Origin of the sequence: Enterococcus sp. DIV0008 (assembly GCF_050542615.1) — a bacterium.
GTDB classification, from domain to species: Bacteria; Bacillota; Bacilli; order Lactobacillales; family Enterococcaceae; genus Enterococcus_D; species Enterococcus_D innesii.
In genome coordinates this window covers 2,048,413-2,066,351 of sequence record NZ_CP172937.1, presented here as the reverse complement: position 1 = coordinate 2,066,351, position 17,939 = coordinate 2,048,413, and the positions used below count along the sequence as shown (strand labels likewise).

At 43.7% G+C, this 17,939-nt stretch carries 20 protein-coding genes; 11 read left to right on the top strand and 9 right to left on the bottom strand.

Annotated elements, in window-relative coordinates; all coding sequences use genetic code 11:
- The first annotated feature begins 122 nt into the window (after positions 1 to 122).
- The 3 genes from IGI84_RS09895 (at position 123) to IGI84_RS09885 (ending at position 2,524) form a co-directional block, all read left to right on the top strand.
- Positions 123 to 1,148, top strand: coding sequence for an NAD(P)/FAD-dependent oxidoreductase (locus IGI84_RS09895; RefSeq protein ID WP_195264963.1), 1,026 nt, complete (start codon positions 123 to 125; stop codon positions 1,146 to 1,148).
- A 198-nt stretch (positions 1,149 to 1,346) separates the two neighbouring features.
- Positions 1,347 to 2,222 carry a cation diffusion facilitator family transporter gene (locus IGI84_RS09890; protein ID WP_077454478.1) on the top strand — a complete coding sequence of 292 codons (876 nt, stop codon included), beginning with the start codon at positions 1,347 to 1,349 and terminating at the stop codon, positions 2,220 to 2,222.
- A 131-nt stretch (positions 2,223 to 2,353) separates the two neighbouring features.
- Entirely contained in the window at positions 2,354 to 2,524 is a 171-nt protein-coding gene (locus IGI84_RS09885; RefSeq protein ID WP_005225698.1) for a hypothetical protein, read from the top strand.
- A gap of 118 nt (positions 2,525 to 2,642) precedes the next feature.
- Here the strand turns inward: IGI84_RS09885 and IGI84_RS09880 are convergent, their stop codons facing one another.
- Positions 2,643 to 2,906, bottom strand: a complete 264-nt coding sequence (locus IGI84_RS09880) for a hypothetical protein (RefSeq protein WP_220427042.1) — start codon at positions 2,904 to 2,906, stop codon at positions 2,643 to 2,645.
- 171 nt (positions 2,907 to 3,077) lie between these two features.
- Between IGI84_RS09880 and IGI84_RS09875 the strand changes: the two genes are divergently transcribed.
- The 8 genes from IGI84_RS09875 (at position 3,078) to IGI84_RS09840 (ending at position 10,508) form a co-directional block, all read left to right on the top strand.
- Positions 3,078 to 3,563: a GNAT family N-acetyltransferase gene (locus IGI84_RS09875; RefSeq protein ID WP_220427041.1), complete on the top strand. Its 486-nt coding sequence runs from the start codon at positions 3,078 to 3,080 to the stop codon at positions 3,561 to 3,563.
- A gap of 304 nt (positions 3,564 to 3,867) precedes the next feature.
- Entirely contained in the window at positions 3,868 to 5,166 is a 1,299-nt protein-coding gene (locus IGI84_RS09870; protein WP_081118013.1) for a PTS sugar transporter subunit IIC, read from the top strand.
- A 27-nt stretch (positions 5,167 to 5,193) separates the two neighbouring features.
- Positions 5,194 to 5,445: a hypothetical protein gene (locus IGI84_RS09865; protein WP_005235223.1), complete on the top strand. Its 252-nt coding sequence runs from the start codon at positions 5,194 to 5,196 to the stop codon at positions 5,443 to 5,445.
- Position 5,446: 1 nt separating this feature from the next.
- Positions 5,447 to 6,541, top strand: coding sequence for a DUF871 domain-containing protein (locus IGI84_RS09860; RefSeq protein ID WP_430600255.1), 1,095 nt, complete (start codon positions 5,447 to 5,449; stop codon positions 6,539 to 6,541).
- Positions 6,542 to 6,545: 4 nt separating this feature from the next.
- Complete coding sequence (locus tag IGI84_RS09855; protein ID WP_430600253.1) at positions 6,546 to 7,658, top strand: amidohydrolase/deacetylase family metallohydrolase; 1,113 nt, start codon at positions 6,546 to 6,548, stop codon at positions 7,656 to 7,658.
- Positions 7,642 to 8,748 carry a DgaE family pyridoxal phosphate-dependent ammonia lyase gene (locus IGI84_RS09850; RefSeq protein ID WP_200124813.1) on the top strand — a complete coding sequence of 369 codons (1,107 nt, stop codon included), beginning with the start codon at positions 7,642 to 7,644 and terminating at the stop codon, positions 8,746 to 8,748. The genes IGI84_RS09855 and IGI84_RS09850 overlap by 17 nt, the downstream gene beginning before the upstream one ends.
- The gene (dagF, locus tag IGI84_RS09845; protein ID WP_220427038.1) at positions 8,745 to 9,494 is read left to right on the top strand and encodes a 2-dehydro-3-deoxy-phosphogluconate aldolase; all 750 of its coding nucleotides are present in this window, start codon (positions 8,745 to 8,747) and stop codon (positions 9,492 to 9,494) included. Before IGI84_RS09850 ends, dagF begins: the two co-directional genes overlap by 4 nt.
- Before the next feature lie 9 nt (positions 9,495 to 9,503).
- Positions 9,504 to 10,508 carry a sugar kinase gene (locus IGI84_RS09840; RefSeq protein ID WP_220427037.1) on the top strand — a complete coding sequence of 335 codons (1,005 nt, stop codon included), beginning with the start codon at positions 9,504 to 9,506 and terminating at the stop codon, positions 10,506 to 10,508.
- A 106-nt stretch (positions 10,509 to 10,614) separates the two neighbouring features.
- On the opposite strand, the gene IGI84_RS09835 is transcribed toward IGI84_RS09840, so the two are convergent.
- From IGI84_RS09835 to IGI84_RS09800, 8 genes are all read right to left on the bottom strand, one after another.
- Positions 10,615 to 11,193, bottom strand: coding sequence for a TMEM175 family protein (locus IGI84_RS09835; protein WP_170924019.1), 579 nt, complete (start codon positions 11,191 to 11,193; stop codon positions 10,615 to 10,617).
- Between the two features lie 99 nt (positions 11,194 to 11,292).
- A complete protein-coding gene (locus IGI84_RS09830) occupies positions 11,293 to 11,853 on the bottom strand; it encodes a TetR/AcrR family transcriptional regulator (protein ID WP_220427036.1) in 561 nt (186 codons plus the stop codon).
- Between the two features lie 2 nt (positions 11,854 to 11,855).
- On the bottom strand, positions 11,856 to 12,779 hold the full coding sequence (locus IGI84_RS09825) for a phytoene/squalene synthase family protein (protein WP_077454467.1): 924 nt from the start codon (positions 12,777 to 12,779) through the stop codon (positions 11,856 to 11,858).
- A complete protein-coding gene (locus IGI84_RS09820; protein ID WP_005235239.1) occupies positions 12,769 to 14,256 on the bottom strand; it encodes a phytoene desaturase family protein in 1,488 nt (495 codons plus the stop codon). Before IGI84_RS09820 ends, IGI84_RS09825 begins: the two co-directional genes overlap by 11 nt.
- Entirely contained in the window at positions 14,253 to 14,969 is a 717-nt protein-coding gene (locus tag IGI84_RS09815; RefSeq protein WP_005235241.1) for an ABC transporter ATP-binding protein, read from the bottom strand. The genes IGI84_RS09820 and IGI84_RS09815 overlap by 4 nt, the downstream gene beginning before the upstream one ends.
- 11 nt (positions 14,970 to 14,980) lie before the next feature.
- Positions 14,981 to 16,045 carry an ABC transporter permease gene (locus IGI84_RS09810; protein ID WP_005235249.1) on the bottom strand — a complete coding sequence of 355 codons (1,065 nt, stop codon included), beginning with the start codon at positions 16,043 to 16,045 and terminating at the stop codon, positions 14,981 to 14,983.
- Between the two features lie 315 nt (positions 16,046 to 16,360).
- Positions 16,361 to 17,020 carry an HD domain-containing protein gene (locus IGI84_RS09805; RefSeq protein ID WP_220427035.1) on the bottom strand — a complete coding sequence of 220 codons (660 nt, stop codon included), beginning with the start codon at positions 17,018 to 17,020 and terminating at the stop codon, positions 16,361 to 16,363.
- Positions 17,010 to 17,933, bottom strand: a complete 924-nt coding sequence (locus IGI84_RS09800; RefSeq protein WP_220427034.1) for a dihydrodipicolinate synthase family protein — start codon at positions 17,931 to 17,933, stop codon at positions 17,010 to 17,012. The genes IGI84_RS09805 and IGI84_RS09800 overlap by 11 nt, the downstream gene beginning before the upstream one ends.
- Positions 17,934 to 17,939 lie beyond the last annotated feature (6 nt).

Below are 17,939 nucleotides of genomic sequence, written 5' to 3'. Positions count from 1 at the left end.
AAAAATAATCGGCTAAGTTAATTAATTTGTTTTCAGAAAATTCTTTACAAACCCGGTTACGTTGTCTATAATCGAACTAACTAATTGAGAATGATTTTCATTTACGAAAGAGAGGCTAGCCAATGACCACTATAGCAGATGTTCTGATTATCGGAGGAGGGCCTACGGGGCTCTATGCAAGTTTTTATGCCGGATTACGTGATCTATCGGTCGTATTGTTTGAAGCACAAGCCGAATTAGGCGGGAAGATCAATTTTTATCCTGAAAAAATGGTCTGGGATGTAGGTGCATTGCCGCCAACCAAGGGGAAGAAAGTCAAAGAACACTTGATTGAACAGGCTAAGTTGTTTGATCCAACGATCTATCTGAAAACGAAAATCATCGAATTGACCAAGGAAGACAACCTTTTTTATGCAGTGGATGACCAAGGGAGGACTCATGTTGGACGCACCATTTTAGTTTGTATTGGCGGCGGTGTCGTCTCTCCGCAAAAATTGCCATGTTTCATCCATAATAATGTCGACAACTATATCCACTATCAGTTTCCTGACCAGCAAGCGATCCAAGGCAAACATCTAGTGATCTCTGGCGGCGGCGATGCGGCGGTGGATTATGCGATCGAAGCAGTGTCTTATGGTGCCAAAGTCACGTTGTGCTATCGAGGGGAAAAACTGAAAGCCCATGAAGCACAAGTAAAGAAGATGAAAGCAGAAGGGATTCAAGTGCTGATGAATCACACCATCGATGGGGTGAATCAAGCAGAAACATTCAATATGGTTCTACGACTAAAAAACAGTGCCAACCATGAGACGATCGATTTTTTATGCGATCATCTACTGATCCAACACGGGTATGACCGTGACAGTGGGTTGTTAGATAAAGTTTCCTTTGATCTTGCACGTCATGAAGACTTTTATTTGAACTGTGAGATTCCAACAAAAACTAGCCATCCCGGTGTGTTTGCAGCTGGTGACATCCATTACTTCAAAGGCAAAGTGAATCTTTTGGCAGGCGCCTTTCAAGATGCTGCGCAAGCAGTTAACCAGATCAAACAGTATTTAGAGCCCGCTAGCGTCCCACAGGCGATGGTTTCTTCCCATAATGAGAAATTCAGTGAAAGAAATCGACAGCTGCTGGTGAACGAGTAGCAGCGATTCTTTGTGAAAGAAAAAAAGCAAAAACAGGATTCCCTTGGGAGTCCTGTTTTTTGGTGTCCTCAGAACAGAAATTCGTTTCACTAGAAGTGAATGTTTGCCGCTCCTAAAAAATAAAATCTCTCAAATAAATGATGCAATGGATGAAAATTTCAGCTATTATTTTCAAGTTGACTAATTGGAGGGGATGACATGAATCAAACAAGATATGCAGAATTAAAGCAAGCAGAAAGAGGCGCTATCTTAAGTATCGTTGCCTATATTTTTGTTTCCATCGCCAAACTTGCCATCGGTCGTTTGGCAAATTCTGAAGGATTATGGGCAGATGGATTAAACAATGCGACGGATATCGTGGCATCTATTGCTGTCTTGATCGGTTTGCGACTGGCTCAAAAGCCAGCAGACGAAGACCATAAATATGGACACTGGAAAGCAGAAAATGTGGCGAGTCTCGTAACATCCTTGATTATGCTGGCGGTTGGTCTGCAGGTTTTATGGTCCTCCATTCAAACAATTCTACTCGGTGAAACGCAAAGTCCCGATATGATCGCGGCAGTCGTCGGTATCATTTCAGCTATTTTGATGTATGGCATGTATTACTACAATAAGCGATTATCTGCTCGCGTAAAAAGCTCCGCTTTGCTAGCAGCTGCTAAAGACAACCGCAGCGATGCGTGGACGAGTATTGGAACGGCGATCGCTATTTTTGCCGCCTCATTTGGTATCGGTTGGTTAGACAGTTTGACTGCGATCGTGGTAGCTCTTTTGATTATCAAAACCGCCGTCGATATTTTTCGTGAGAGTGCCTTTTCACTTTCTGATGGGTTTGATGAATCGTTAGTCGTGGAGTATGAAGCGGCAATCGCTGGTTTTTCTGAAGTGAAATCTGTCAAATCGATTCGAGGAAGAATGTATGGCGCCAATGTTTTTCTCGATGTCGTCGTGACGATGGACAAATCTTTGACGGTTGAAAAGAGTCATAATGTGGCAGATGCTATTGAAGATCTCTTAGCTGATCGTTTTCAGGTGTTTGATACTGACATCCACATTGAGCCTGCTACCGAATAAATTTTTTGGAAAAACCTTGATAGGACAAGGATGTAAACCACCCGTTTCCTATTTGTAAACTGAAAAGTTCTTACGGAACCTGCTGATTCATGGCAAACTAGAGGTAACAAAGGAAGAAAGTAGGGAGCCCTATGAATAATAAACAGGTAGTAGAAAATGAATTAGTTATTTCTTTAGATAAAATGGATGAAACAGAAATGATGGCACTTTGCCAACAATATATTGCGGCTATCGATGATAGCCAAGTCCTCTTCGCTTTACTGAAAAAAGTTCAAGCCTCTAAAGCAGCAGTAAGCAAATAAAAAAAACAAACCGGCATCTTACGCATTGATGTTCCTCTCAGCAAAAGCGAAAGGAGCGTTGAACAACAGGAAAAGATGCCGGTTATTTTTAAATTTGTTTGAGTCTTTTTAAAATCTTTTAAAGGACGTTTAATAGTGCGAATAACCCATAGACGATCAAAGAAGCTATTCCTAAAGGAACAATGCGTCGGAATATAATCTCTTTCAAACGCTTGCCTGCTTGTCGCTCTAATTCATAGTTAGGATCATGAGCGTGCGCTTTAAATTGCTGAGGAGAACGAGAGAAGACCAAGCCATTGTTCATCGATAAAACCCAGCCAATCAACGCCATGAAGAGAGAAACAAAAATGATTGCCAGTAAAAGTAGTTGTAAGAGTTGCATCGTGTTGCTACCTCCTTTTCGTAGCCATTTTTTCACTTCTAGTTTACCATCTATTGAGACTTTTAAGGGTCTTTATTCAACGTGCCCTTTCTTTTTTTGCTTCTTCCCTTATAATAGAGATATTTATAAACGAGTTTCTGTTTCTTACAGCAACAGAGAGAAGGGGTTCTTATGGCAATCACACAAAAAATCATTCAATCACCAGAAGACTTCCAAACGTTGGATCGTTTGATCAAAGAAATCTGGCCAGAAGTGTTTACACCTATCATTGGTTCGGATCAAGTCGCGTATATGCTGGCTAATTACCAATCACCAGCAACGATTCAAAAGGAAGTCCAGCAAGGAGCAGTTTATCTTTTACTAATGGAAGGTGACCAAGCAGTAGGATATACAGCGTATGAAGAAACGCCGCAGCAGCTTTATTTAAGTAAATTGTATCTCCATCAATCCACTAGGGGTAAAGGCTATGCCAGCCAAGTCTTTGATTGGTATGAGGAGATCGCCTCAGGCAAAACGTTGCATTTAAACGTTAACAAACAAAACCAGCAAGCAATCGCTGTTTATGAGCATCGCGGCTTTCAACGCGTTTCTGAACGTAGCGTTGCAATTGGTTCGGGATTTGTGATGGATGATTTTATTTATGAGAAGAAAGTCTAATTAAGTAGAAAATTCATTTGATAAACTAAAAAACATTTAATGAATCAAGAATACTATTTTTGATTTTAATATCGTGCCTATTGGAAAACATTGCCAATAGGTTTTTTTGTATCTAGCTAATTCAAAAAATCCTTTATCAACACAAAAAAATAGTTGTATACTGTGTAAATTTACCTTTAGTAAATGTTCTTTTGAGTTATTAAAAATAGTTTCATCTATTCGTAAAAAACATATTTACTCAAAGGAGGCTCTGTGCTATTATCCTTGTATAAACATTATAATGTTATAAACTAAGGAGGCAATTATGAAAGGGTTTGTAGAATTTATTGAACAGAAATTGATGCCGATTGCAAATAAAGTGGGGATGCAACGGCACATGGTAGCGATTCGCAAGGGGATCATCGCTACTTTACCTTTAACGATCGTTGGGTCGTTCTTCACGATCTTACTGAATTTTCCCATCGAATCAGTCGCTGCGGTGATCGAACCGTATCGGGAAGTTTTGGATATTCCATTTCGTTATACAGTCGGATTATTGGCATTATATGCAACGTATGGGATTGCTTCATCGCTAGCCAAAAGCTATAAGCTGGATTCATTGACTGCGGGTATCTTAGCAACGATGTCCTTTCTTGTAACCGCTGCACCACCGTTGCGAGTCTTTGATTCTGTGGAAGGCATCATTGATGCCGGGCGTTATATCAATGTGGCAAACCTAGGTTCCGGCTCTCTGTTTGGTGCGATCGTTACGGCGATCTTGTCCGTTGAAATCTATCGTTTCTTTATCGTAAAAAACATTACTATCAAAATGCCAGATGGTGTGCCGCCAGAAGTGACAAATTCATTTATGGCATTGATTCCCGGTGGAGCGATCTTGATTTTGTTCTGGGTGATCCGTCATATGCTCGGTTTTGATATCAATGGCTTTTTAAGTAACTTATTGATGCCGTTAAAGGACGTGCTAGCGGGTAACAGCTTGTTTGGTGGTTTATTGACTGTCTTCTTGATCTGTTTCTTCTGGGTACTGGGGATTCATGGACCAGCCATCATGGGTCCTGTTATTCGTCCATTTTGGGATATTTCCATCGCTGAAAATATGGAAGCCTTCCAAGCATCTGGCAATGCGCATGAATTGCCTAATATTTTTACAGAACAATTTTTACAATGGTTCGTGTGGATCGGTGGAGCCGGTACGACCTTAGCGTTGGTCGTTTTGTTCTTCTTCTCCAAATCAAAATACTTGAAACAATTGGGCCGTTTGTCCATCTTGCCAGGCCTATTCAATATTAATGAACCAGTGATTTTCGGTGCACCGATCGTAATGAACCCAATCTTAGGCATTCCTTTCTTGGTGGCACCGTTGATTACGACATCGATTTCTTACTTCGCGACCATTACGGGCGTCGTACCGATGATGGCTGCCAGACTTGGGTTTGCCATTCCAGCACCAATCGCCGCCTGGATGAGTACGGACTGGAGTATCGCAGCAGCGATTTTAGTGATCGTCAACTTCTTTATCACACTCGCAATCTACTACCCATTCTTTAAAGTCTTTGAGAGACAGCAGATTGCCCGCGAACAAGAAGAAGAAACTGCCGCTTAAGCAAGACAAAAAAAGTGAGGTGCAAACATGGGGATTTATGCCATTTGTTTATTTTTTGGTTGTCAAATTTGGTTAACAAAATCAGCACAAGGGAAAAAAATTCAAGAAGTGCCGTTTTGGCGGATGCTTTTGTTCGGGATTCTTGGCGTTGCTGCAGCGATCCTACTGAGCCGTCAGTTTCCGTGGGGACCATTTTTGACGATGACGGCGACGATTGTTTGCAGTTCGCTTTTACTGACACGTTTTACTGCTTTTTATGAAGAAATGAGGATGAGATAAGTTGAAAAGACAACTAGGAGTATCGGTGTATCCCGATCACAGTGATTTTGAAACAGACAAAGCCTATCTGCAATTAGCCCATGATTATGGCTTTAGCCGCATTTTTATGAGTATGTTGGATGTGAGTGACGGCAAAGAAAACGTGCAGAAAAAATTTAAAGCGTTGATTGATTTTGCCAAAGGATTAGGCTATGAAACGATTTTAGACGTGGCACCAGCCATCTTTTCTGAACTAGACATCTCCTATGATGACTTGACCTTTTTCCATGAACTAGGAGCCGATGGGATTCGTTTAGATTTAGGCTTTGACGGCAATAAAGAAGCGATGTTGACCTACAATCCCTTTGGTTTAGCTGTTGAATTGAATATGAGCAATGATGTAGCGTATTTAGACAATATTTTGACCTATCAAGCCAACATTCCTTACTTATACGGCTGCCACAATTTCTATCCACAAGAAGGGACTGCCTTGCCTTATGATTTCTTTGAAAAATGTAGTCGTCGCTTCAAGGAAAAAGGCATTCGAACCGCCGCATTTATCTCTTCTCAAACGGGAACGATCGGACCTTGGGATATCAATGATGGCTTACCGACCTTAGAAATGCACCGAAGAATGCCTGTAGAAACTGCCGCAAAGCATTTGTTTGCCACAGGCCTGATCGACGATGTCATTATCGGAAATGCTTATGCTTCTGAAGCAGAATTGGCAGCGCTAGGAGCGATTGATCGCTACCAGACCGCATTTGCGATTGAATTTGTACCTGAAATCAATGAAGTTGAACGCCAAATCGCCCTGGACGAGCAGCATTACCGTCGAGGCGACATCACGGACCGGATGATCCGTTCCACAGAAGTTCGTAAAAAGTATAAGAACCATGACAATCCTGTCCATGACCACGAAGGCGTCTTTCAACGAGGGGACGTTGTGATCGGCAACGATCGTTTTGGCAAGTACAAAAACGAGCTGCAAGTCGTGTTAGAGCCTCACTCAGATCCACGAAAAAATAAAATCGGTTCGATCGTCGAACAAGAGTTAGTTCTGCTGCCATTTATCCATCCTTGGTCGAAATTCACTTTCACAGAGAGGAAGGTGTAGCAAGATGTTTGATTTGATTATTCGTCAAGCTCGCACAATCGATGAAAAAGTATTTGATATTGGGATTCAAGACGGGAAAATCACTGCTTTGGCACCCACATTGCAGGAGCAGGCGAAACAAGAGCTGACCTTAGCAGAAGGGGAGTTCTTGTCAGCCGGTTGGATCGATGACCATGTCCATTGTTTCGAGGAAATGACGCTCTATTATGATTATCCAGACGAGATCGGTGTCAAACAAGGTGTCACGACCGTTATCGATGCGGGGACGACTGGCGCCGAAAATATCCATCGGTTTTATGATTTAGCCAAAGAAGCCAAAACCAATGTCTTTGCTTTAGTCAATATTTCCAAATGGGGGATCGTAGAGCAGGATGAACTTGCGGATCTGTCAAAAGTCAAAAAAGAATTGGTCAAAGAAGCGCTGCAGAAGTTTCCTGACTTTATCGTTGGAATCAAAGCCCGAATGAGCAAAACGGTGATCGGCGAAAATGGCATCACACCGTTGAAATTAGCCAAAGCGATCCAGGCTGAAAATCAACCGCTGCCTCTGATGGTCCATATTGGGTCAGCACCACCGAATTTAGCAGAGATTCTCGCTGAATTGGAAGCAGGCGATGTGGTGACCCATTGCTTTAACGGCAAAGCCAATGGGATTTTGGATCAGACGCACCAAATCATCAAGCCTTTCGTCTTTGCTGCCTATGAAAAAGGCTTGGTCTTCGATATTGGTCATGGGACAGACAGTTTCAATTTTGATGTGGCGGAGACGGCCTTTGCCAATCAGCTGAAGGCTTCTTCCATTAGTACGGATATTTACATCCGCAATCGTACCAATGGACCAGTCTTTGATTTAGCGACGACTATGGAAAAATTAGCGGTCGTAGGGTATGATTGGCGTGAGATCATCGAGAAGGTGACCAGTGCCCCTGCGAAGCAATTTCATTTACAAAACAAAGGCGAGATCGCATTGGGATATGATGCTGATTTTACGATTTTCCGCTTTGAAGCGAGCGAAAAGGAATTGACGGATTCTAACGGCAATCGCCGAATCACGACACAACAGATCGTGCCGCAAAAAGCGGTGATAGGAGGGGAACTTTTTGACACTGAATATTGAAGAATTAGGCTTGAAAGAAGTCATCAATGCTTCTGGCAAAATGACGATTCTAGGTGTCTCGAAAGTCAGCGAAAGCGTACTTGTAGCCCAGCGCTATGGCGGGGAACATTTCTTTGAAATGGCAGATCTAGCAGAAAAAACCGGTGCCTACTTGGCAAAATTGTTGAAAACGGAAGATGCACAGATCGTTTCTTCTGCTTCAGCGGGGATCGCCCAATCAGTGGCGGCACTCATCGGTCAAGGCGACAGCTATCATTTGTACCACCCTTACAGTGAGAAAATCAGTAAACGGGAGATCATTTTGCCCAAAGGCCACAACGTAGATTATGGCACACCAGTGGAAGTGATGGTGGCGCAAGGCGGCGGGAAAGTCGTGGAAGCAGGTTATGCCAATATGTGTACACCCGAGCACATTGAACAGATGATCACGCCCGAAACGGCGGCGATCCTCTACATAAAGAGTCATCACACCGTTCAAAAAAGTATGTTGACAGTAGCAGAAACGGCCCAAGTTGCCAAGGCACACGATCTTCCATTGATCGTTGATGCGGCTGCTGAGGAAGATTTGTTTGCCTATACCCAAGCCGGTGCTGATTTAGTGATCTATTCAGGTGCGAAAGCACTGTCAGGACCAAGTGCTGGCTTAGTGATCGGCAAGCAGCCCTATGTCTCTTGGGTACGCCTGCAATCCAAAGGTATTGGTCGAGCAATGAAAATCGGTAAAGACAATATTCTCGGATTTACCCAAGCCGTGACGGATTATCTAGCGGAGGGAACAGAATCTGGGGCTTCGATGCAAGAGCGTCTGCAACCATTTATTGCGGCAATCAATGAAATCACTGGTTTCGAAGCAAAAATCGTTCAAGACAGCGCTGGCAGAGATATTTATCGGGCCAGTGTCAAAGTGAAAGAACCAAGTGCCAAAGCAGTGATCGACGCGCTAAAAGCAGGAGAACCAGCGATTTATACTCGTGAATACCAAGCCAATAACGGCATTATTGAATTTGATATCCGTGCAGTCAATGAACAAGAAATGGCAGTGATCACCGATCGCTTACAAGAAATTATGTTAGGAGCAACCCAAAAATGAAAACTTCACCCAATTATTTCGCTGACCGTGTCTGTCTAAATGTGTTAGCAAACTCCATCGACAATGCGAAAGCTTGTTACGAAGCAGCAGAGGGCAACATCGTCCTAGGTGTTTTATCAAAAAACTATGATAGTGACGAGGCGGCTATCGCTGACATGAAGAACTATCAAGCGGCAACAAATAATGCCCTTTCTGTAGGGCTTGGTGCTGGCGACCCCAATCAAAGTGAAATGGTCTCCCGAATTTCCGCTGTTCTTCAACCACAGCATGTTAACCAAGTATTCACGGGGGCGGGTACTTCACGAGCTTTGTTAGGACAATCTGGAACGATCGTCAATGCCCTTGTTTCACCAACCGGAAAAGTCGGCTATGTCAATATTGCTACTGGACCATTGAGTTCACAAACCCCAGCTGCAGAAGTCCCAGTCGAAACAGCGATTGCTTTATTAAAAGACATGGGCGCTAGTTCTATCAAGTATTTTCCAATGAAAGGGTTGGCTCATAAAGCAGAATATCAAGCAATAGCAGAGGCTTGTGCTGCGAATGATTTTTATCTGGAACCGACCGGCGGTATCGATTTAGAAAACTTTGAAGAAATCTTGCAGATCGCTGTTGATGCAGGCGTGAAAAAAATCATTCCCCATATTTACAGCTCGATCATCGATGGCGAAACAGGGGACACACGCCCTGAAGATGTACAGACATTAGCAGAAATGACGAAAAAGGTGTTGGCAGCAGCCAAATAGGGGGGATCAATGATGCGGATCGGTGCTTACGGTGAGGTAATGATGCGGTTGACGCCACCAGAATATCGAACACTGGAACAGACCCACTCTTTGCGAATGGATTTTACAGGAACAGGGGTCAATCTGTTAGGCAATTTGGCGCATTTCGGCTTGACCACCTCGATGCTGACACAGGTGCCAGCCAACCGTTTAGGGGATACGGCGAAAGCCAGCTTGCGTTCCTATGGGATTCAAACGGCATTTGTTGGCAAAAAATATAGTCATATCGGCAGTTATTTCGCCGAGATCGGCTACGGCGCTCGTCCGACCTATGTGACGTATCAAAATCGCCATCATAGTTCCTTTGGCGTTTCAGGTCCAGAAGAATATGCCATCGATGGGTTTTTAGAAACGGTGGATCTCATTCATATTTGCGGGATCTCACTTAGTTTGACTGAGAAAACTTGGCAAACAGCTTTGGCTGTGGCAAAACAAGCCCATGCCAAGCAGATTCGCGTCTGCTTTGATTTTAACTTCCGACCAAGCTTGAATGATGAATTGAATCGGGAGGTACTGAAACAGCGGTATGAAACGATCCTGCCTTATTGTGACCTAGTTTTCGGCTCTGTCCGTGACTTGGAGGAGCTGTTGGCTTATCCCTTAGAGGAAACCGAAGGCGCCGAGCTTGCGTTGATCCAATCCTTTATTGACCAGTATCAACTAGAATGGTTCTGCGGGACACGGCGTCTTGCCGTGGAAGACAAGCAGTTTATCAGTGGAAGGATCATTACGGCACAGGATGCCTATGAAACGGCACCGCAGCTGCTGCAAGTCTTGGATCGGATCGGGGCAGGAGATGCCTATGCCGCTGGCGTATTATTAGGCTATGCCGAAAAATGGTCACTCCAACGCACCGCTGATTTTGCAATCACGAATGCAGTTTTGGCTCATACAATGCTGGGAGATGTTCCCTTAACCACCAAAGAACAAGTGGAACAAGTCTTACAGGCACCTGGGAAAGACTTGATTCGCTAGAAAAAACACTTGCGTCCTTCTCTTGATGGATGGCTGCGCAAAAGTAGACCAATCGGCTGCTTTTGCGCAATCATCCATCGCTTTTAGGAGAAGGACGCAAGTGTTTTTATTGTTTTAAAAAGGTTTCTACTTTTTTCTCAGGGATCACCCACAATAATAGCACGAGACTATCCAGCGTGATGATGAATAGGGGATGGATCAGCCAGCCGAGGAGCAATGCCAGCACATTGATAAACAATGTAAAATAGAGTTTCTTATATCCGCGAAACAGTTCTACGATGGCTTGATTGTCAGGATTGGCACGAACCAACATCTTTCCGACTAAGAAATAGCTAAAATCCGTCAATAATATGACAGCCCCGTATAGCAGCTGAGGGGCAAGAGCGACTGGATAACGACTGACCCATGACGTCACGAAAGGAAAGAGGGTCAGTGCCAGGATCAATAAATGATTCGCCCACAAGGTCCAACCGTCGATTTTAGATACTACTTGAAATAGATGATGGTGATTGTTCCAGTAGATCGCTAACATCACAAAGCTGATCAAATAAATAATAAATTGCTGTTCCACTCCTAAAAAAGAAGCAAAGGTATCGCCTTCGGGCTGGTGCAATTCCAGTACTAATAAGGTCATTACGATCGCAATGACCGCATCGGTAAAGGCTTCGATTCGATTTTTTGACATGTACATCCATCCTTTTAAGTTTCTGTTTACTGGATCAGTGTACGCGATTGTCATAAATTCGTCGAATGATTATTCTCGGGACAAAAGCCCACGTTCCACTTATTTCGCCATTGGCCCATTGCCTAATGCACCGAATAAAAACAAATCGATCGCTTCTGGCATTTTTTCTTCTTTTCCCGGTGAGTCCAAATGAGCCGCCATTAGTACTAACAACTGACTGGTGACAAATTCTGGGTCGACATCCGAACGGAGATTGGAATCACTGCGACGAAACAAGTCAAGAAACGGTTCTTTGTAATTTTTCCGCCAAAGCAAGTACAGTTTTTTAGAAGTGTCCTCAGAAACGGTATGCTGAATGTCGTGCATCATCATATAAAAATTGATGCGATGCCGACTTCTTAAAAAAAGAAACATGTTTAAGATTTTTTCAGAGATCGTCAAGGAAGTATCTTCAACGGTCTGATTTAGTTTTCCAGAAACCTCTTGTGCCAAAGAGACCATCACTTCATAATAGATGGCTTCTTTGCCTTTGAAGTGATAATAAAGATTGGGTTGGGTGATGCCGACGGCTTCTGCGATCTGTCTAGTAGAAGTTGCTTGATACCCCTGCTGCATAAACAGGTTTTCTGCGACTCGTAATATTTTTTCCCGCAAGTTCAAAGTCAGCCCTCCCAACGTTCCTGACGAAGCATTTTTTTCGCGGTGAACAAAAGTTGGATTTTCCGTTGTTTCGGTACCGCTGTTTTTTCAGCAAATACTTGATAGTTGTTTTTGCGAATCACAGTCAAGATTTCCCGATAGATCAAAGCAGCTGCTAACAGAGCTTCACGGCAATCTTCATCGATTTGCGGCATCATGACAAAAGATTCTTGATAAAGCGTCTCTGCCAGTTGCGCCTCGTGTTCCCACATCTCGATAAACTGCTGGTTTTGATTGCCAGAGGCTAATGCTTCTCGCGAAAGGTTGAATTGCGCCAAGACCGTTTGCGGCAAATAGATGCGGCCCATCCGCAGATCCTCGCCAATATCACGTAAAATATTGGTGCGCTGCATCGCTTCACCCAATTTGATGGCGGGTTCTTGAATCGCAGCGGCTGCTTGCGAGAGAATCGGCAAGAGCATCAGACCTACACTGCCAGCTACGTAGTAACTATAGTCAGAAAGCTCTTTTTCAGAGGTGGGCTGCTGGAAGTCAAGGTCTTGTTTTTGCCCCACCAATAGATCGAAAAAGGGTTGAAACTGCAGATCAAACTGTTGGAAAGAAAGGGTCAATGCCCGCCAAATGGCTTCATCAGGATCTTCTTCTTTGACGGCTTGCGGCAAGTCGATCGCATCGTCTGATACTTGTTTTTGCATTTCTTCCAAGCGTTTTTTCATGGCTTCGATCAACAAAGGGTCTTGCTTTTCATCGACGGCATCATCGGCACGGCGGCAAAAGGCGTAGACGGCATAGACGGCGCGGGCTTTGTCTTTTGGCAATTGAGAAAAGGCGGTATGAAAGTTTTTTGAATGCTTTTTTATGATGGCCTCACAGTATAAAAAATCGTTGTCGTATTCATCAAAGACGCTTAATGATTTAACGGTCATCTTTTAACAACTCCTCCACAGCTAACTTGGCACTTTGCATCACGATTGGCACACCCGCTCCCGGATGCGTACTGCTGCCGCAGAAGTATAAACCTTCTGCATAATCAAATTTATTATGGGGACGATAGTAATTGCTTTGCGCCAAGGTTGGTTTCAACCCAAATGTCGCACCATTGTAGGCATTGAACCGGTCATTGAACGTATCTGGCGTATACATTTTTTCATACACGATGTGTTCATCGATATCCGTAAAGATCGTTTTTTCTTTTAATAATCCAATGATCTGCTGGCGGTAGCTTTGGATCGTTTCATCCGTCCATTGATCAAATTTAGATAATTCAGGCACTGGGACTAATACATAAAGACCTTCTTGACCATCAGGTGCTAAGGAAGCATCTTTCAGGGTTGGACGATACAAGTAGAAGGAAGGATCTTCTGGCAGTTTGCCAGCTTCGAAAAGATCGTCTACATTGCGTTTGAAATCATTGGCAAAATAAATGCTATGGAGTGCGCTATCTTCATATTTTTTGTCCAGTCCTAAATAAAGCAAGAAACAAGAACAAGAGTAATCCATCGAAGCGATTTTTTGATTGGTGTATTTGCCGCGTTTTGATTCATCAGGAATCAAGCTTTCCATGGCATAAGGAAAATCAGCCGCACAAATCACGGCATCTGCGGTAATCGTTTCTCCATTGACACGAACGCCTTTGGTTTGCTTGTTTTCGATCAATAATTCATCGATCGGGGTATTGTAATGGATCGTACCGCCTAATTCTTGGAACAAACGTGCCATCCCAGTGGCTAGCGTATACATGCCGCCTTTGATGAAATAGACCCCATACATCAACTCGATCATAGGGATGATGGTATAAAGGGACGGCCCTTGGTAAGGGGAGACACCGATATACAAGGTTTGAAACGCCAATGATTTTCGCAGGCGATCATCTTTGACAAATTTAGAAATAGAAGAGTAGGCGTCACTAAACGTCCGCAGCTTTAACCCTGCCCATAAGGATTTGGGATTGTAAAAGTCTCGCCATGTCCGAAACGACTTGGTGATGAAGGACTCTTTGGCGATCACATAGCGTTTGTAGATATCTGCTAAAAAGGCAAAATAGCCTTGAGCATCTTCTTCCGAGATCGCTTCGAGGGTTTTGGTCAATTCTACTAAGTCATTTGAGAAGGTCAGCGGTTCGTCTTGGGCAAAATACAGCTGCAGCATCGGATCGACTTTCTCCATAGGAATATAGTCATTCGGATCAACGCCAGCAAATTCAAACACTTCACGATAAATTTCAGGCATCATCACGATGGTGGGGCCCACATCAAAGGTAAAGCCGTTTTCCTTGATCTGATTCATTTTGCCCCCAGGTTGCCCTTCTTTTTCGTAGAGGGTGACGTCATAGCCAAGTTTTTGCAAACGGACAGCAGCAGCTAATCCTGACACGCCCGCACCGACAACAATAATTTTTTTCATGCTTGCTCCTTCTGCGAATCACTTGATTCGGCTTCTTTTTTCGTGTGTTCTTTTTCTTCTAAAACGCCATCCTTCATGACGAGGACCCGATCACAATAATCTGTTAAACGGGTATCATGGGTCACCATAATGGTGGCTTTTTGTTTTTCTTTGGTTTCTTTCGCTAAGATTTTGACGACTTCGACGGCTTTTTTTGAATCAAGACTCGCCGTTGGCTCATCTGCCAAAATGATGGTGGGATCATGATAGAGCGCTCGGGCAATAGCCACACGCTGCCTTTCACCACCAGATAGTTCATCGGGGTATTTGTTCTGCAGCTTTTCAATCCCTAGTTGTTCAAACAATTCAGTAGCTGATTGCTCTTGGGGTTCTTTGCTGACCTTATCCACCAATTGGAGTTGCTTTTTGACCGTCAAAAAAGGGACAAGGTTGGAAGCTTGTAAAATAAAGCCGATCTTTTTGAAACGAGTTTTTGCCCGTTGCTTTTCTTTTTGTTTACTGAAGGGTTCGTCATTGATAAACACTTCGCCTTCAGAGGGGGCTTGCAGACCACCGGCGATCGTTAGAAAGGTACTTTTCCCAGAGCCAGAAGGACCGATGATGGCGACAAATTCGCCTTTTTCTACCGAAAAGTTGGTTTCTTTCAAGGCTTCAATTGTCGCGTCCCCATCTTTAAATGATTTTTTGACTTGTTTGAATTCAATGGCACTCATGTTTTTTCCTCCTATCCGATTGCTTTCAATGGGTCGATTTTTACAATCGTTCGCACCGAGAAGAAAGCACCTAGCATCGCGATCAGAATCATCATGACACTGATACTAGCAAAGAATAATAGATTGATTTGGAATGGCACTGCCGCAGGTAACACGAGGGCGGTACCGATCGTTGCCAAACCACCGATCAAAACACCCGAGGTTGCCAATAAGAACGTTTGGGCGATCACCGAAAAAGCAATGTAGCGGCTAGAGATCCCTTGAGCTTTCATGACACCAAAAATTTCTGATTTTTGCATCGTTAGCACATAGATAAAAATACCGATAACGATGGCAGCGATCACGATCAAGAACCCGATCATAAAGCCAAAGGTCAGCACTTGTGCGTTGTAACCAGGCAATTCATTAATAAATTTGCTGATATCCGTAGCGACCAAATCATCTGGCACTTCTTTGATTTTGCCACGAGTCACGATCGCGTTGATACGGGCATTTTCAGAATCATCTTCTTTTTCAAAACGAATTTCTTGATAGGCACCGATCGACGTGTAGAGGACCGGAGCGACACTGAAGCGGGCGTTATCTGTAAAACCGACGATTTTTAATTTTTTGTCACTGCCGGCTAATTTGATGGTGTCACCAATGGAAATCCCGTATTCTTCCTCAATACTGCTGTCGGCGACCGCTTCATCATCTGAAGCAAACATCTCGCCATCGGTAATATTTGGTGCTAAAAATTGATCTGGATCAATGCCGAAAAAGGTGACATCGACTTTTTCACCGTTGTCTTCTTTGGTCACAACTCCAGCGGTTTGCGCCAAAACTGCTTTTTCTGGTGCATCGACTTCATCATAAAGACTGCGAGGAAGCATCGACATGTTTAAATTATCATTTGCTTCTTCGGTCAACAAAATTTGATCTGCCTCCCATTTGTCGACCGCCATCCGATTATCTTGAGCCAACCCGTAAGCTAACCCAGTTAAAAAAAAGACCAAATAGGCGATTAAAAACATGACCCCTGTGACTAGGGCGTAACGCAATTTGGAATGGCGTATTTCATTGATTGCCAAAAACATAACGATTCCTCCTACTATTTTATCACTTGATAAAATAAAAATACCATTTTTTTTATTTTCAGCAAACTATCTTGCTTACAAAGAGTAAATTCGGTTAAAAAAAGGAGGTTATGTAGAAGGGGCGTCTGTTGATTGAAGAAAACCAGTTGCTGCTCCCTGATTTCAATAGGCGCGAGGGAGCAGTGAAGGAGAGGGGGGACTATAGTGAAAAAAGAACTAGAATAACAGTAAAAGCCCTCTGATTCAGCGCACACACAAGCGGCGCTTTTTGAAATCAGAGGGTTTATATTTGAAGTCTGGTGTAGGATCAAAGTGTCAATCGTCAGTTTCTTTGCTTGTAGCGATAACTAACGGCACGATTTTTTCAAAGGAGTGGCGGAAGCTTTCAGGTTGTGCTAATTTTTGATAGATGATCGCCAAACCGTCTTGGTTTTTGCGATAATCCAACCAAACCTTCAGCTCACTTTGAGGACCGTATTTCCTTGAAATGTACTGATACGCTTCATGATGCAATTGTTCTAAATCTGTGAGCTGCTTTTTCTCATAAGCAAAAAGCAAGGTTCGCTTGAGGATTCGCTCAAAATCTAAGTCGCGATCGGCTTCGGAAATAATTTTGCCATAAAGCGAGCGAGGCTCATAGGGAAGCGAGGCGCGATGATCTTCTACAGCTTCACCGATCATTGAAATGACTGAAGGAGAGAAAAAGCGTGGCAACACAGCATCTTGTTCAACGATCTTGCGGGAATTGCTTTCGTGGTTTTTGCGGCCATAGAGCAAGCCGATATCATGGTAGGCAGCTACCGTATAGACGATATTCAGGTCAACAGGCAATGTTTCAGCAATCTCAAAACTATTTTGGATCACTTGGTGGACGTGCGCTGGGGCGTGACTGCTATCCAATTGGTTGTATTGCGGGATGATGGAGCTTTCAATATAGTGCTTTAGTTGTGAATCAATCGGTGGATCAATCTTCATGAGTCTGGTTCTCCTGCCTTTCTTGTGTTAGATGAGAGGGAATTGAGCCAGTGCCAAACCGATCACTCGTTTCTAGACCTAGCGGCTGACGACAAAAGCCAAAGGGCTGTCCATCAATGGTGATTTGTTGCTTAAGCCACGGAAGGTAACTGATAGTATTGGTTGGATCGCCGGCAGCTGCTTGTTCCATTTTCTGCCATTCATGCGACGTAGAAATCGTTGCATCACCTTTGAGTAACCCTTGCCAAATCACCTGGATCTCCTTGGGACAAAGGTTGCCTGCCATTGATGACAGCCCGTTAAACCCTAGTGCGACCTTTTCTGCCAAGTCCGCTTCACCACCGGCATAAAAGCGAAAATCGACAGCCGTCTTTGTTTTTAGTTGAGGCACTCGCTCTTTACTGCCAGCTTCCTTTAAGCCGATCACCCGAGGGTCAGCGATTAAGGTCAAGAGACTTTCTGCAGATAAATCAAAGCCCGTGCGGCGGGGATTGTTGTATAAAATAACTGGTTTTTCGCAAGTATGGATCAATCCCTGAGCGTAGAGCACGGCTTCCTTTTGGGTCAGGCAAAGATAAGGGGGGAAGCCTAAAACCACACCATCGATTCGGGGATTTTGGCTGATTGCTTCTGCCAACGCGAGCGTTTCATGAAATACGATGCCAGCTAAACCGAAGAGGACTTTGAAATCGGCTGCCCAGCTGGTTTCTTGCGCTAAGGCATGTAGAAGCTGTTTTTTTTCTGTTAAAGTCAATGAGTGTTGTTCACCGGTGGAGCCGCACACCAAAACCGATTTGATCCCTAGTTTTTGCAGCTGCAAGATATGGGCAATCGTCCTTTTCGTGTCAAGTCTTTCTTCATGATCAAATGCTGTGGGGACGGCAACATGCAGTGAGTGATTCAATGGCGTCATCCGATT